The sequence below is a fragment of the Brachybacterium muris genome, assembly GCF_016907455.1.
Classification (GTDB): Bacteria; Actinomycetota; Actinomycetes; order Actinomycetales; family Dermabacteraceae; genus Brachybacterium; species Brachybacterium muris.
The window spans coordinates 922,923-937,245 of sequence record NZ_JAFBCB010000001.1 but is presented as its reverse complement, the minus strand read 5'-3'; the positions used below and the strand labels follow the sequence as shown (position 1 = coordinate 937,245).

12 protein-coding genes and 1 pseudogene are annotated in these 14,323 nt (G+C 66.6%); 4 read left to right on the top strand and 9 right to left on the bottom strand.

The features are described from left to right. Positions 1–57: 57 nt before the first annotated feature. From grcA2 to JOD52_RS04315, 3 genes and pseudogenes are all read right to left on the bottom strand, one after another. Positions 58–2,481 (bottom strand): annotated as a pseudogene (grcA2, locus tag JOD52_RS04325) (autonomous glycyl radical cofactor GrcA2). A gap of 169 nt (positions 2,482–2,650) precedes the next feature. Beyond that, positions 2,651–3,319 carry an ATP-binding cassette domain-containing protein gene (locus tag JOD52_RS04320; protein WP_042342773.1) on the bottom strand — a complete coding sequence of 223 codons (669 nt, stop codon included), beginning with the start codon at positions 3,317–3,319 and terminating at the stop codon, positions 2,651–2,653. Between the two features lies 1 nt (position 3,320). Beyond that, positions 3,321–5,444: a hypothetical protein gene (locus JOD52_RS04315; protein WP_204408880.1), complete on the bottom strand. Its 2,124-nt coding sequence runs from the start codon at positions 5,442–5,444 to the stop codon at positions 3,321–3,323. Positions 5,445–5,558: 114 nt separating this feature from the next. Here JOD52_RS04315 and istA point away from each other — a divergent pair, with 114 nt between their 5' ends. The 3 genes from istA to JOD52_RS04300 are packed head-to-tail and all read left to right on the top strand — an operon-like array spanning position 5,559 to position 8,024. Then, positions 5,559–7,121 carry an IS21 family transposase gene (istA, locus tag JOD52_RS04310; protein ID WP_204408388.1) on the top strand — a complete coding sequence of 521 codons (1,563 nt, stop codon included), beginning with the start codon at positions 5,559–5,561 and terminating at the stop codon, positions 7,119–7,121. After that, entirely contained in the window at positions 7,118–7,864 is a 747-nt protein-coding gene (locus JOD52_RS04305; RefSeq protein ID WP_338124028.1) for an ATP-binding protein, read from the top strand. The genes istA and JOD52_RS04305 overlap by 4 nt, the downstream gene beginning before the upstream one ends. Before the next feature lie 4 nt (positions 7,865–7,868). Next, a complete protein-coding gene (locus JOD52_RS04300) occupies positions 7,869–8,024 on the top strand; it encodes a hypothetical protein (protein WP_204408879.1) in 156 nt (51 codons plus the stop codon). Here the strand turns inward: JOD52_RS04300 and JOD52_RS17855 are convergent. The 4 genes from JOD52_RS17855 to fdxA form a co-directional block, all read right to left on the bottom strand. Next, positions 7,988–8,314, bottom strand: coding sequence for a lactococcin 972 family bacteriocin (locus JOD52_RS17855; protein WP_276548792.1), 327 nt, complete (start codon positions 8,312–8,314; stop codon positions 7,988–7,990). The genes JOD52_RS04300 and JOD52_RS17855 overlap by 37 nt on opposite strands. Positions 8,315–8,535: 221 nt before the next feature. Next, a complete protein-coding gene (locus JOD52_RS04290; protein WP_017822701.1) occupies positions 8,536–9,888 on the bottom strand; it encodes a citrate synthase in 1,353 nt (450 codons plus the stop codon). Positions 9,889–9,917: 29 nt separating this feature from the next. Next, a complete protein-coding gene (gene dapC / locus JOD52_RS04285) occupies positions 9,918–11,075 on the bottom strand; it encodes a succinyldiaminopimelate transaminase (RefSeq protein ID WP_204408877.1) in 1,158 nt (385 codons plus the stop codon). 7 nt (positions 11,076–11,082) lie between these two features. Beyond that, a complete protein-coding gene (gene fdxA / locus JOD52_RS04280) occupies positions 11,083–11,412 on the bottom strand; it encodes a ferredoxin (protein ID WP_017822703.1) in 330 nt (109 codons plus the stop codon). 199 nt (positions 11,413–11,611) lie between these two features. On the opposite strand from fdxA, the gene JOD52_RS04275 reads away from it, so the two are divergent. Then, the gene (locus JOD52_RS04275) at positions 11,612–11,950 is read left to right on the top strand and encodes a putative acetyltransferase (protein ID WP_042342794.1); all 339 of its coding nucleotides are present in this window, start codon (positions 11,612–11,614) and stop codon (positions 11,948–11,950) included. Here JOD52_RS04275 and JOD52_RS04270 read toward each other — a convergent pair. Beyond that, positions 11,898–12,356 carry a hypothetical protein gene (locus JOD52_RS04270; protein ID WP_259803926.1) on the bottom strand — a complete coding sequence of 153 codons (459 nt, stop codon included), beginning with the start codon at positions 12,354–12,356 and terminating at the stop codon, positions 11,898–11,900. The two genes, JOD52_RS04275 and JOD52_RS04270, sit on opposite strands and share 53 nt — an antisense overlap. Positions 12,357–12,383: 27 nt before the next feature. Further along, the gene (gene typA / locus JOD52_RS04265; RefSeq protein WP_204408876.1) at positions 12,384–14,306 is read right to left on the bottom strand and encodes a translational GTPase TypA; all 1,923 of its coding nucleotides are present in this window, start codon (positions 14,304–14,306) and stop codon (positions 12,384–12,386) included. Positions 14,307–14,323 lie beyond the last annotated feature (17 nt).

Genomic DNA, 14,323 nt, shown 5'->3' with positions numbered 1-14,323 from the left:
CGTCGTGCAGGCGGCGCCGGACGGGGATCCCGCCCGGCGCCGCCGATGGTCTGAGCGTCAGGCGCTCTGGTGGAACGTGCGGTCCAGCACGTCCAGCTGCTGCTCACGGGTGAGCTTCACGAAGTTCACCGCGTAGCCGGAGACGCGGACCGTGAGGTTCGGGTAGTTCTCCGGGTGCTCCATCGCGTCCACCAGGGTGTCCTTGTTCAGGACGTTGATGTTGGCGTGGAACAGGCCAGCCTCCATGTTGTTGGCGGACCGGTTGGCCTTCATGGACTCGAGGCGCTCGGCGTAGGTCTTGGCGGACATCGGTATCTCCTCAGGTTGAGTACGACAGGTGGTGATCGGTGATCAGTTGGTCAGGGTGCAGTCGTCGTCCATCACGAAGCCGGCGTCCAGGATGCCGACCAGGTTCTTGACCTGCTCGTCCTTGGTGCGTCCCAGACCCTGCGGGGTGATGGTGTTGGTGAGCGAGATGCCGTCGAGCGCGTCGTTGTAGTCGAGCTTGCCGACCGACAGCATCGAGGCGACCATCCCGTGGGAGTCCGCGCCGTTCTCCGGGTTCGCACCCGGGGAGAAGGGGGTGCCCTTCTGGTGGCCGGAGGGGAAGGAGCCGGTGGCCTTGCCGTACACCACGTTCGAGGTGATGGTCAGGACCGACTGCGTCGGGATGGCATCCCGGTACATCGGGATCTCCTTGATCTTCTGCATCACCGTGTGCACGATCGTCGCGGCGATGTCGTCGGCGCGATCATCGTCGTTGCCGTAGCGGGGGAACTCGCCCTCGGTGATGTAGTCCACGATCAGGCCGGTCTCGTCACGAACCGGGGTGACGGTGGCGTGCTTGATGGCCGACAGGGAGTCCGCCACGATCGACAGGCCTGCGATGCCGCAGCCCATGGTGCGCACGATCTCGCTGTCGTGCAGCGCCATCTCGATCGACTCGTAGGCGTACTTGTCGTGGCTGTAGTGGATGATGTTGAGCGCCTCGACGTAGGTGCCGACCACCCAGTCGAGCATGTGCTCGTACTTCTCCCACACGTCGTCGAAGTCCAGCGGGCCGTCGCCCTGGACGGGCGTGAACTCGCCCTCCTTGGTGACCTGCTTGCCACTGATCTCGTCGCGGCCGCCGTTGATGGCGTACAGCAGCGCCTTGCCGGCGTTGACGCGGGCCCCGAAGAACTGCATCTGCTTGCCGACCTTCATCGGGGAGACGCAGCAGGCGATCGCCGCGTCGTCGCCCCAGCGGTCACGGATCTGCTCATCGGACTCGTACTGGATCGACGAGGTCTCGATGGAGATCGCGGAGCAGAACTCCTTGTAGCCCTCGGGCAGCTTCGGATCCCAGAACACGGTGATGTTCGGCTCCGGGGCCGGGCCCAGGTTGCGCAGGGTCTGCAGCAGGCGGAACGAGGTCTTGGTGACCTGCGAGCGGCCGTCCTCGGTCATGCCCGCATCGGACCAGGTGGCCCAGTACGGGTCGCCGGAGAAGATCTGGTCGTAGTCGATGGTGCGCAGGAACCGTACGATGCGCAGCTTGATCACCAGCGCGTCGATGATCTCCTGGGCGTCGGACTCGGTGATCTTGCCGGCCTTGAGGTCGCGCTCGAAGTAGATGTCCAGGAACGCGGAGAGGCGGCCGATGGACATCGCAGCGCCGTCCTGACTCTTCACGGAGGCGAGGTAGGCCATGTAGGTCCACTGCACCGCTTCCTGGGCGGTGGCGGCGGGGCGCTTGAGGTCCAGGCCGTAGATCTCGCCCAGGGTGACGAGCTTCTTGAGGGCCTTGATCTGCTCGGAGTGCTCCTCGCGGTACCGGGCCCAGTGCTCGCTGAAGGGCTGGTCCGCCACGGCGTCCTTGGCGGCCATCTTCTCGGCGATCAGGAAGTCCGCCCCGTACAGGGCGAGACGACGGTAGTCGCCGATGATGCGGCCACGGCCGTAGGCGTCCGGCAGGCCGGTGATGATGTGGCTAGAGCGGGCCGCGCGGATGCGCGGGGTGTAGATGTCGAAGACGCCCTCGTTGTGGGTCTTGCGGTACTTGGTGAAGACCTTCTTGATCTCGGGGTCGGGCTCCTTGCCGGCCTCCTTGATCGCGGTCTCGACCATGCGCCAGCCGCCGTTGGGCATCATGGCGCGCTTGAGCGGGACGTCGGTCTGCAGGCCGACGATCACGTCGTCCTCCGGGCAGATGTAGCCGGCCGGGAAGGCATCGATGTCGGCGGGGGTCTTGGTGTCGACGTCGTAGACGCGACGGCGCCGCTCCTCGGCCAGGTAGTTCTTCTCCAGGTGGTCCCAGACCTTCAGGGTCTTCTCGGTGGGACCGGCCAGGAACGAGGCGTCACCGTCGTACGGGGTGTAGTTGCGCAGGATGAAGTCGCGCAGATCGATAGACTCCTGCCAGGGACCCGGGGCGAAGCCCTCCCACGCGTCACCTCCTGCGAGCGCGTCGGTGGGGCGTTCGGTGGTGGCGGACGTCATCTGATCCTCCTCGAAGGTGCCGGAAGGCCGGTCGGCACGACCCTCCTGGGTTGACACCACCATAAGGCCAGGTCCTGACGACCCTCAGGCGGAAGGTCCCGGAAAATGGCCCCCGACCTGCGACGTACCTCACGTGAGACCCCTCACATCCCGGGGTCTGCGAGGGGTCTCAGCGAGCAGTGCCCTGGGTCGCGAACGACGAGACGTCGACTGTCCCGTCAGCGGCCGCGAGCACTGCCGCGTCGTGAGTCGCGCAGATGACGATGCCGCCGCCGTCCGCATGCTCGCGCAGCAGTTCGATGACCCTCCGGGCGTTGCCGTCATCGAGCGAGGCCGTGGGCTCATCGGCAAATACGACCCGCGCCCCGTGGACGATGAGCCGAGCGAAAGCCACACGCTGGTACTCACCGCCACTGAGCTGGAAGACGGGGTCGTTCTTCTGCGTGAGCACACCAACCTGCTCCAGGGCCTCGTCGATTCGACGGGCGGCCTCCTTGCGGGGGATTCCGCTGAGCTGCGGCGACAGCCTGAGGTTCCGCTCCACGGTGTCCTGCTCCACCAGTCCCCTGTTCTGGAACAGGAACCCGAAGGTCGTGCGGTACAGCCGCCGACGCATGGACGGGGAGATCACCTCCTCGCCCAGCAGGAGCCGACCTTGATCCACCCGTTCCAGCAGACTGAGGCAGTTCAGCAGGGTGGTCTTGCCGCATCCGCTCGGACCGGAAAGGGTGGTGAGACTGCCGGCGTCGAAGCGGTGGCTGAATCCCTCCCAGAGGCCGCGGCTGCCGAAGCTCTTGGACAGGTTCTCAGCTGTGAGAGCCATCGTCTTATCAGCCATCTCATCTCTCCTTGACCGAATCGCCGCAGATCCTGCGATCGAACCAGGACACCGTGAAAGCAGCGAGGGTCATCAGCACTCCTAGACAGATCGCCCACAGCACCCAGTCGCTGCCTCGATCAGTCCCACGCAGTGTCACCGCCATTCCCAGCCCGGTCGCCAGGGATGCTCCAGCCAGGCTGAGGAATCGCCAGTGCCGGGACAACCACCTGCGGCCCAGCACGAATGCTGCCAGCAGGCGATCGTGCTGGCGGCGGCACTCAGCCGCTGCCAGCAGCACGACGGAGACGACCGACACGGCGAGAGCGATCAGAACTCGTGTGCCGTTCACCAGCGCTTCGTTCCGCAGCCTTTGGGCGGCCACCAATGCCGATTCCCGTGAGGAAGTTACGTCTGCCACGAGGTCGCGCAGCCCTGCACTGCCCCATTGCTCACGCACGACCTCGGCACTCTGCATGAAGGATATCCCTCCACCAGAAATGGCACCGATGGTATTCACGGTCGACAACCAGGGCGAACTCAATGAGTAGTAGTACAGAACCGGATTCGAATACTCGGCAGGACCACCATGCAAACTTGAGTTCGCCGTGAATGACTCCAGAGTGAACCCATCCTCATAGGTCACGACCCGAACAGTCGGAGGTGCGGGGATATCCGTGCACCCATCACCAGTGACTTCACAGTCGGCGCGAGACTCGAAGCCAGCCCATTCCTGTGCGGTGTGCGTGATCTGATCGCTGTCCATCGCCCGGGATCGCGGAATGGCAACGATCAGCTCTGATTGAGCAACTTCAGGCAGTCCGAACTGCTCCGGTTTCTGGCCGGACAGCGAGAAGAAAGTGTCATTGAGGTGCAGAACACAGTCGCCGCCGAGGCCTGCGGCAGCCATCTCGCACTCATCGTCAGGATCGTTGAGCACAGCGGTTCCGGCCAGTGAGCTCTCGAGGACAAGCTGACGGACACTGGGAGCGGATGCCTGCAGTTCTGGCTCGGCCAGAGCGAACAGGCTCACCGAGGTGACGTCCGGGACGTTCTCCCACTGCTCGCCGACCCGCGCCGAGGAGCGCAACTGGTCAACGACGTTCACCATCACCGGAGTAATCACCAGGGCAGTTCCAGTGAACAGTGCCAGCGCCGCTGCGGAAGCGGCGATGATCGTCTGCTGTGAAGCCACGGAGTGCAACCGTTCCAGCAGCGGCGCAGCCGTGACCTCGCTGACAACGACTGCCGCCGCCATGGCGCTCACGATTCCGCCCCACTGCAGAAGCAGCGTGGCAATCAGCAGAGGAACGAAACCTGTGGCGCGAAGCGCTGAAGGGGAGAAGAATCCCACTGCTGCTATGGCAACCGCTCCGACCACCATCGTCGTTGCCAAAGCCCAGCAGACCAGGGCGAGTCCATCGCGCCCTCGAGCCGCAAGGCGGCGGCGCCCCAAGGTCTGATCGATCGCGGCTGCTGCAACTCGCCGGTTCAGGTGCAGCAGAGTTGTCGAACCGACGGCACAGAGGAAGGCGAGAAAGGTGATCGGCCCAAGAGGTGGCGCCATCCACGGCGGAAGGTCAGTCGCAGTGGTACGGATGGTCGCGATGGTCTCATACCCTTGCTCGTTGAGGCTGCGCACCACTTGCGCCATCTCTGCGATGTCTCCCTGCAGGGTCATCACGCCAGTGGCGGAATCGGGGTACGTGCCCGCGGAAAGCGTTGTGCTGCGGCCCAGGGGAAGCTGCCAGGTGAGCTCTGATCCGGATTCCGTCTCCAACGGCGCGTGAATGATCTCTCCGTGCAGGGAGCTCTCAACGAACTGGGGCCGCAGCTCACGGAACTCCTCAGTGAGCGTTTCCGGTGTGACTCCCGGTGGTGCGCCCCGGATGATGAGCGTCAGCTGAGCACCTCGGGGAAAAGTCGAGTCCGTTTCAACAGTTGAGACAAGGCCTGTGAGCACCGAGGTGATGCTCATCAGAAGCACCACACCGACGACGAGCAGGTCGCAGCGCCATCGCGAGGTGAACCGAGCCAGCCTGGTCTTCACGTTGACCCGGCTGGCTCGGCTCGCGAGGTTATGCACCATAACGATCTGTGAATATTCGCCTCGCTGGGGTCCGCTGATCGAGGGTTCGGGTGCCACGTCGCTGCCGTAGCGGTGGCGTCGTTCGGGACCACCAGTGGTGTCGTTGGGGCCGCTCTGTCTACGCTCCTTCCGCCGTGTGTATAGGGCACGCGGCGGAAGGAGCAATCTGGAATGGTACGGAAGATCAGGGCGAAGCTGGTGCTCCAGCTGCGCGCAGAAGGTCTGTCGGGGCGAGCGATTTCGTCCTCGCAGGGCATGTCCCGCAAGTCCGTGAGGGCGGTGTTCGAGGCCGCTGACGCTGCAGGGATCGGGTGGGGCGATATCGCGGACGTCGCCGATGAGCAGGTGTATGCCCGGTTGTTCCCGGGCCGGGGCGAGCACGAGAGCGTGTTCGCACAGCCGGACTGGGAACAGGTCCATCGAGAGATGGCCAGGGTCGGCGTGACGCTGAAGCTGTTGCACGGCGAGTACTTCGACGCGACCACGGCGGCTGGGGATCCGGCGATGGGGTATGACCGGTTTTGCCGCACCTACCAGCACCACGTCATGGTCACCGGTGCCGCTTCGAGAGTCGGTCACAAGGCCGGCCAGAGCGTGGAGGTCGACTGGTCCGGCCCCACGATGGAGCTGGCCGATCCGGTCACCGGCGAGGTCTCGAAGGTGTTCTTGTTCGTTGCCTGCCTGCCTTTTTCTCGTTACGCGTTCTGCTTCCCGGCGCTGGATATGCGCCAGGAGTCCTGGCTGCGAGCGCACGTAGCGATGTTCGAGGCGCTGGGCGGGACGGTCCCGAGGATCGTTCCGGACAACCTCAAGACCGGTGTGGTGAAGCACCCCCGCGAGGGCGAGATCGTCCTGAACGATGCGTATCGCGAGATGGCAGCGCATTACTCGGCGGCGGTGCTCCCGGGGAGGGTGCGGAAACCGAAAGACAAGGCGAGCGTGGAGAACACCGTCGCGCACGTCGCGACCTGGGTCATCGCCGGGCTGCGGGATCAGCGATTCACGTCCCTGCCCGAACTTGCAGCCGCCATCGGGCAGCGGATGGAGGCCTATAACGCGGAGCCGTTCCAGAAGCGGCCCGGATCCCGCGCCAGCGTGTTCGACGCGGAGGAGCGGCCGCTGCTGACGCCGCTGCCGGCGGTGCCCTACGAGATCTCGACATGGCACTACGGACGACGAGTGGGCAGGAACGGGCACGTCACGTTCGCGCGGAACTTCTACTCCGCGCCGTTCGCGCACATCGGCGCGAAGGTCGATCTGCGCATCACGGCCCGGACGCTGGAGATCTATCAGGGCAGCCAGCGACTGACCAGTCACCTGCTGCTCCCGGAGACCGCGAGCAATGAGTACCGCACCAACGACGCGGACCTACCTGCGGGCGAGCGTTTCCAGGCCTGGGACGCGCAGAGGGTGCGGGCGTGGGCAGATCGGGTCGGGCCGGCCACGGTGATCGTGATCCAGCGGATCTTCGAGTCCGTGCCGATCGTGGAACAGGGCCTGGATCCCGCGTTGGCGGTGCTACGGCTCTCTCGCCGCTTCTCCGTAGATCGGGTCGAGGCGGCCTGCGCACTCGCGCTGACGGGACGGGTCCGTTCACCGCGCTATGCGCATCTGCACCCGATCTTGGCCACCGGGCAGGACAAGGTCGCCGCCCTGCGTCCACCCCGCGAGGAACCCGCGGAAGACGGCGGATACGTCCGTGGCGCCGACTACTACGCCGGAGGTGTCCGGTGAGCGTGATCGATAACGACACGAAGCGGAAGCTGCGCGAGATGGGCGCGACCGCGCTGCTGGACGCGATCGATGCCCAGGATGAGGCTCACGTGCTGGGGATGTCGTTCCAGGAACGGCTCCAGCTGATCGTGGACGAGGCGCATTCCATCTTCAATCATGGAAAGGTCGAGGGTCTGATCCGCCGGGCGGGGCTGCGTTATCCCGGAGCGGACCTGCGGCGGCTGGATCTGGTCGAGGAACGGGGACTGAACCGGAACGTGATCGCGCAACTGGCAACCTGCTCCTTCATCCAGCGGCAACAGAACGTGGTCTTCCAGGGCTTCACCGGCTCAGGGAAGTCCTACCTCGGCTGCGCGCTGGCGAAGCAGGCCTGCCAGCACCGGCTCCGAGCCCACTACATCCGAATGCCCGACCTCGAAGAGGCCTGGGCCCTGGCAAAGGACAAGCCGCAGGGCCAGACGAAGTTCCTGCGGAAGTACTCCACGTTCTCGCTGCTGGTGATCGACGAGTGGCTGCTGGACCATCCTGACGAGGGAATGCGTTCGATGCTGCTGGAACTGCTCGAGCGCCGCTATGACACCGGCTCGACCGTGTTCTGCACCCAGTACCCGAAGAAGGACTGGCACGCCCGGCTCGGTGGAGCAGTCCACGCCGATGCGATCATGGACCGCATCGTGCACAACACAATCTGGATCGACACCGGCGACAGGAACATGCGAGAACACACCGCACTGCCCCAGTGACCCGATGCCGGCGGGAGCCAGTGGTCCCCACCGCGGCGGCTACTGGCCCCCGTCGGCACGATCGGCGGTCCCCAAGAGCAAGATTCGGTGGCTCCCACGACTACGAATACTCAATCTGTCAATCTACTTGCAGTATCTCTCGGGGTTCTTGTTCGCATAGTAGGCTTCATCAACTTTATCTGTGCCCATGACGCTGGCGTCAGCATTGACCCCGGAATTCTTCCAGCCCGACTCCTTGTAGACGCCATTGCCATTAATCACCGACGCCCGGTGAACGGTTCGCGAATTGAAATAGCTTGAGAACACCAGGATGTCTCGCGGCACACTCGACTCGTAACGCCAAGTCCCCCCACAAGGATACTTGGTGACGACCACAGCCTCGGCGGCTGTCACAGCGCCACATGCAATAAGAGATGTGGCGAAAAGCGAAGCGACAGCACGCCGAATCATCGAAATCTTTGGTACAGACATCACAACAAACCCCTTTGTCCTGTTGGATCCACAAGCCGGTCACCCGACGTGGGATGAAGCTACCAGGAGGGGGGGCGAGGACCGCGCGTCAACGTGATGTTCTTCAACCGTTCACGGTCTCGACACCGTCTCGAGCTTTTGCGAGCACTCCGGGCCTCTGCATCGGGGCGTGTGGGCCCGTCCAGCCGATCGGACCGGCTTCAGCCCCGCTTGTCGATCTCGGCCTTGAGCTCCGCCAGGCGCAGCTCGCTGGTGCCGGTGCGCTCCTCCATCGCCTGGTACGGGCGCTCGGGGTGGCCGGTGTAGATCTGGCGCGGGCGGCCGATCTTGGTGTCCGGGTCGTGGATCATCTCCTGCCACTGCGCGATCCAGCCCGGCAGGCGACCGATCGCGAACAGCACCGTGAACATCTGGGTGGGGAAGCCCATCGCCTTGTAGATGATGCCGGTGTAGAAGTCCACGTTCGGGTACAGCTTGCGCTCGACGAAGTAGTCGTCGTTCAGCGCGATCTCCTCGAGCTTCATCGCCAGCTCCAGGCGCTCGTCGTTGACGCCCAGGCGCTCCAGCACGGTGTCGGCGATGCTCTTGACGATGCGGGCGCGGGGGTCGTAGTTCTTGTACACCCGGTGGCCGAAGCCCATCAGCCGGATGCCGTCCTCCTTGTTCTTCACCTTCTCCATGTAGTCGCGGGGGTCGATGCCCTCGTCGCGGATCAGGTTGAGCATCTCCATCACCGCGGCATTGGCGCCACCGTGCGCAGGGCCGGACAGCGCGCCGATGCCGGCCGAGATCGAGGTGAACAGGTTGGCCTGGGCCGAGCCCACCAGGCGCACCGCGGAGGTGGAGCAGTTCTGCTCGTGGTCCGCATGCAGGATCAGCAGCTGCTCCATGGCACGCACCACGGCCGGGTCGGCGATGTACTCCTCAACCGGGAAGCCGAAGGTCAGGCGCAGGAAGTTCTCGATCAGGGAGAGGCGGTTGTCCGGGTACAGCAGCGCGTGGCCCTGCGCGATGCGATGGGCGTAGGCCGCCATGGTGGGCATCTTGGCCAGCAGCCGCACCGAGGACAGCCGCACCTGCTCCTCGTCGAAGGGATCCAGGGAGTCCTGGTAGAAGGTGGACAGCGCGGAGACGCCGGCCTGCAGCACCGCCATCGGGTGGGCATCGCGCGGGTAGCCGTCGAACAGCCGACGGAAGCGCTCGTCCAGCAGGGTGCGGCGCTCCACCTGGGCGGAGAAGTTGTCGAGCTGGCCGCGGGTGGGCAGCTCGCCGTGGATCAGCAGGTAGGCCACCTCGAGGTAGGTGGAGTGCTCGGCGAGCTGCTCGATCGGATAGCCGCGGTAGCGCAGGATCCCCTCGTCACCGTCGATGTAGGTGATCTCCGAGGTGGTGTTGGCGGTGTTCATGAAACCGGGGTCGTAGGTGACCGCGCCGGTCTCCTTGCGCAGCGGCCCGATCCCGATGCCCGGATTGCCCTCCACGGCGTCGATGCGCGGCAGATCGAGGGTCTTCTCGTCGTAGGCGAGGCGGGCGGGCGTCGTCGCGTGATCCATGGGCTCTCCGTTGTGCGTGGTCGGATCGTTCAGTGGCGCTGCAGGCGCCGGGCGGCAGCGGCGATCCGCTCATCGGTGGCCGTCAGTGCCACTCGGACGAAGGTCCCGCCTGCTTCACCATAGAACATCCCCGGGGCCACCAGGATCCCCAGACCGGCCAGTGCCCGCACGGACGTGGCGCAGTCCTCGCGGAAGGTGGTCCACAGGTACAGGCCTGCGTCCGATCCGTGGATCTCGCCACCGGCGTCGCGCAGTGCACCGGAGAGCAGTGCGCGACGCGCTCGGTAGGTCTCCCGCTGAGCCGCCACCGCGCCGTCGTCGTCCAGGGCTGCGGCCATGGCGGCCTGGATGGGGCCGGGGATCATCATTCCGGCTTGCTTGCGCACCGCCAGCAGCTCCCCCACCAGAGCCGGGTCACCGGCCACGAAGGCAGCGCGGTAGCCGGCCAGGTTGGACTGCTTGGACAGCGAGTACACGCACAGCAGGCCGCTGAGGCTCCCCTCGTTCACGCGGGGGTCCAGCACCGAGGGCACCTCGTCGACGGTCCACGGTAGCAGGGCGTAGCACTCGTCGGAGGCGACCACGATGCCGCGCTCGCGGGCCCAGCGCACGATCGCGGCGATCTGGTCCGCCTCCAGCACCGCGCCGGTGGGGTTCGAGGGCGAGTTCAGCCACAGCAGGCGGATCCGGGAGGCCAGCGAGGGATCGGGCAGGGCAGCCTCCCCCTCGACAGCCAGGCGCACCATGTCCACCGGCAGGGGCTGGGCGCCCACCAGGCGAGCTCCGATGTCGTAGGTGGGATAGGCCACGTGCGGGAACGCGACGGCATCCCCGGGGCCGAGGCCGAGCTGGAAGGGCAGGTGCGCCACCAGCTCCTTGGAGCCGATGGTGGGAAGCACGTGCTGCACGTCGAGCTCTGCGGGCGCTGCGCGGTGGCGCTGCAGGAAGGAGACGATGCCCTCGCGCAGGGCGGGGGTGCCGATGGTCGTGGGGTAGCCGTGGGAGTCGGCCGCATCGGCGAGCGCCTGCTGCACGGAGACCGGGGTGGGATCCACCGGGGTGCCCACGGAGAGGTCGACGATGCCGTCTGCGTGGGAGGCCGCGAGCTCGCGGGCGGAGGCGAGGCTGTCCCAGGGGAACTCGGGCAGGCGCGAGGCCAGGGTCCTGCGGGGGTGCGGTGCTGTCACCACGTGCTCAGGCCAGCGGGTTGGGCTGGGGCGGGAGCGCCTCGACCAGCGGGTGGTCCTTGTCGATCACGCCCATCTTGGCCGCGCCACCGGGCGCGCCGAGATCGTCGAAGAAGTTGACGTTGGCGTCGTAGTACTCGGCCCACTGGTCCGGGACGTCGTCCTCGTAGAAGATCGCCTCGACGGGGCACACGGGCTCACAGGCACCGCAGTCCACGCACTCGTCGGGCTGGATGTAGAGCATCCGGTTGCCCTCATAGATGCAGTCCACCGGACACTCGTCCACGCACGCACGATCCTTCACATCGACACAGGGCAGGGCGATGACGTACGTCATGGTGCAGTTCCTTCCGACGGGTACCGCACCATCATCGCACCTCGGCGGCCCGGCGTGGGAACCGGGACGCGGCGCGGCGGCCGGGCGTGACGGGCCGAACACCCCCGGGAGCGCACCAACGGTGGTCACAGGCCCCTTCCGAGCAGTAACCTGCCTGCTTGCCGATCACGACCGAAGCCGCCAGGAGGAGCACGTGGTGATGAACGACGGCCACCGCCGCCGCCCGGGATGGGCCCCGTTCCTGGAGCCCGGGCGCCGCGTGGTCATGCGGTACGCGATCGACCGCACCGCCTCCCCGCACGGGGAGTCGATGACCGACGCCCTGGGCACGATCCTGGAGGTCGACGAGAACAGCGTCGAGGTGATGACCAAGCGGGGCGCCGTGCGGGTGCCGCGCACCCTGGTGGTGGCCGCCAAGCCGGTGCCGCCGCCCCCGCAGCGGCGCCAGGGCACCGTCGAGTCGCACCCCGGCCAGGGGCACGACCTCAGCGGGAACGGCGGGAAGGACGCGGGCCAGGCCGACGTCGCAGCGCAGTGATCACCAGCGCCATCGCGAACGGCAGCAGCACCCCGATGCCCTGCACGATCCACCCGGACAGCTGCACCTGATCACCGATCACGGCGGGGAACAGCACTCCCCCGCCCACGCCGCGGCCCAGGAACGGCATCGCCAGCAGCCCCCACAGGGAGCCCAGCACCACCAGCGGGAGCCGTGACCCGGTGGCCGCGTACAGGAACACGCAGGCGGTCACCTGGAACGCGGTGCCGAACAGCAGACCCGCCGGCAGGTCCACGCCGCCGAGCGCGAGGCGCACCCGATGGGTGGTCACCAGCAGCACCACCGACAGCACCGCGATCACGATCGCCAGCGCCACCTGGGACATGCGGGCGGCGAGGGACTGGGTGTCCACCTGCCGGCCCGGCTCCCCGGGTGTCGTGGTCACTGCTGGTGCCCGATCACTGCTGGTGCCTCAGGCGTTCGCCTTGGAGCGGGACCGGGCGCGGGCCCGCTCCCCGGCGTTGAGGATCACCTTGCGGATCCGCACGATCTGCGGGGTCACCTCGACGCACTCGTCCTCGGCGGCGAACTCGAGGGACTCCTCGAGGGTGAGCCTGCGCGGCGGCACCAGGTTCTCGAAGGAGTCGGCCGACGCGGCACGCATGTTCGTCAGCTTCTTCTCCTTGGTGATGTTGACGTCCATGTCCTCGTTGCGGGAGTTCTCCCCCACCACCTGGCCCTCGTAGACCTCGCTCGTGGGCTCGACGAAGAAGGAGCCGCGCTCCTGCAGGTTGATCATCGCGTAGGGGGTGACGACGCCGGGGCGGTCCGCCACCAGGGATCCGGTGGAGCGGAACTCGATGGTGCCCATCCACGGCGCGAAACCGGCTGCGTAGGAGGAGGCGATGCCGTTGCCTCGGGTCTCGGTGAGGAAGCGGGTGCGGAAGCCGATCAGGCCGCGGGAGGGCACGGTGAACTCCATGCGCACCCAGCCGGAGCCGTGGTTGCTCATGGTCTCCATGCGGCCCTTGCGGGCGGCCATCAGCTGGGTGACGGTGCCCAGGTACTCCTCGGGCACGTCCACCGTCATCCGCTCCACGGGCTCCTGCACCACGCCGTCGATCTGGCGGGTGAGCACGGTGGGCTTGCCCACGGTCAGCTCGAAGCCCTCGCGGCGCATCTGCTCCACCAGGATCGCCAGGGCCAGCTCGCCGCGGCCCTGCACCTCCCAGGCATCCGGACGCTCGGTGGGCAGCACCCGCAGGGACACGTTGCCCACCAGCTCCGAGGCCAGGCGGTCCTTCACCTGACGGGCGGTGAGCTTGTGGCCCTTGGCGTTCTTGCCGGCCAGCGGGGAGGTGTTGATGCCGATGGTCATGGAGATCGCCGGTTCGTCGATCTCGATCAACGGAAGGGGGCGCGGATCGGCGGGATCGGCGAGGGTCTCACCGATCATGATCTGCGGGATGCCGGCCACCGCGACGATGTCGCCCGGACGCGCGGGGCGGGTCATCTGCTCGCGGGTCAGGCCCTTGGTCTCCAGAAGCTCGGTGATCTTCACCGGGCGGATCTCACCGTCGGACTGGCACCAGGCCACCTGCTGGCCCTTGGTGAGCTCGCCGCTCTTGATGCGCAGCAGCGCCAGGCGGCCCAGGAAGGGGGAGGCATCGAGGTTGGTGACGTGGGCCTGCAGCGGCACCTCGTCGTCATAGGTGGGGGCAGGGATGGACTCCAGGATGGTGGCGAACAGCGCCTCCACCGTGGTCTCCTCCGGCAGGGTGCCGTCGGCGGGCTTGGTGAGGGAGGCACGACCGGCCTTGCCGGAGGCGTACACCACCGGCATGTCCAGCACCGAGTCGAGGTCGAGGTCCTCGACCTCCTCGGCGACATCCGAGGCTAGTCCCAGCAGCAGGTCGGTGGTCTCGCTGACCACCTCGTCGATGCGGGCATCGGGACGGTCCACCTTGTTGACCACCAGGATCACGGGGAGCTTCGCGGCCAGGGCCTTGCGCAGCACGAAGCGGGTCTGCGGCAGGGGGCCCTCGGAGGCGTCCACCAGCAGCACCACGCCGTCCACCATCGACAGACCGCGCTCCACCTCGCCGCCGAAGTCGGCGTGGCCGGGGGTGTCGATCACGTTGATGGTGATGCCGTCGGGCTCGCCGGCCTTCGCGGCCGAGGGGCCGGTGTAGCGGATCGCCGTGTTCTTGGCGAGGATCGTGATGCCCTTCTCGCGCTCCAGCTCGCCGGAGTCCATCGCCCGCTCGTCGTGCTTGTCGTGGTCGCCGAAGGCGCCGCCCTGGGTCAGCATGGCATCGACCAGGGTGGTCTTGCCGTGGTCGACGTGGGCGACGATCGCGACGTTGCGCAGGTCGGTGCGGTGGCGAAGTGTCATACGCGTAGGTGCTCGTT

What these genes read in the sequence shown, in the direction of transcription:
- JOD52_RS04320 (WP_042342773.1), bottom strand. Translation starts at nt 3,319, where the DNA reads ATGGCTGATAAGACGATGGCTCTCACAGCTGAGAACCTGTCCAAGAGC.
- istA (WP_204408388.1), top strand. Translation starts at nt 5,559, where the DNA reads ATGGTACGGAAGATCAGGGCGAAGCTGGTGCTCCAGCTGCGCGCAGAA.
- JOD52_RS04300 (WP_204408879.1), top strand. Translation starts at nt 7,869, where the DNA reads ATGCCGGCGGGAGCCAGTGGTCCCCACCGCGGCGGCTACTGGCCCCCG.
- JOD52_RS17855 (WP_276548792.1), bottom strand. Translation starts at nt 8,314, where the DNA reads ATGATTCGGCGTGCTGTCGCTTCGCTTTTCGCCACATCTCTTATTGCA.
- JOD52_RS04290 (WP_017822701.1), bottom strand. Translation starts at nt 9,888, where the DNA reads ATGGATCACGCGACGACGCCCGCCCGCCTCGCCTACGACGAGAAGACC.
- fdxA (WP_017822703.1), bottom strand. Translation starts at nt 11,412, where the DNA reads ATGACGTACGTCATCGCCCTGCCCTGTGTCGATGTGAAGGATCGTGCG.
- JOD52_RS04275 (WP_042342794.1), top strand. Translation starts at nt 11,612, where the DNA reads ATGAACGACGGCCACCGCCGCCGCCCGGGATGGGCCCCGTTCCTGGAG.
- typA (WP_204408876.1), bottom strand. Translation starts at nt 14,306, where the DNA reads ATGACACTTCGCCACCGCACCGACCTGCGCAACGTCGCGATCGTCGCC.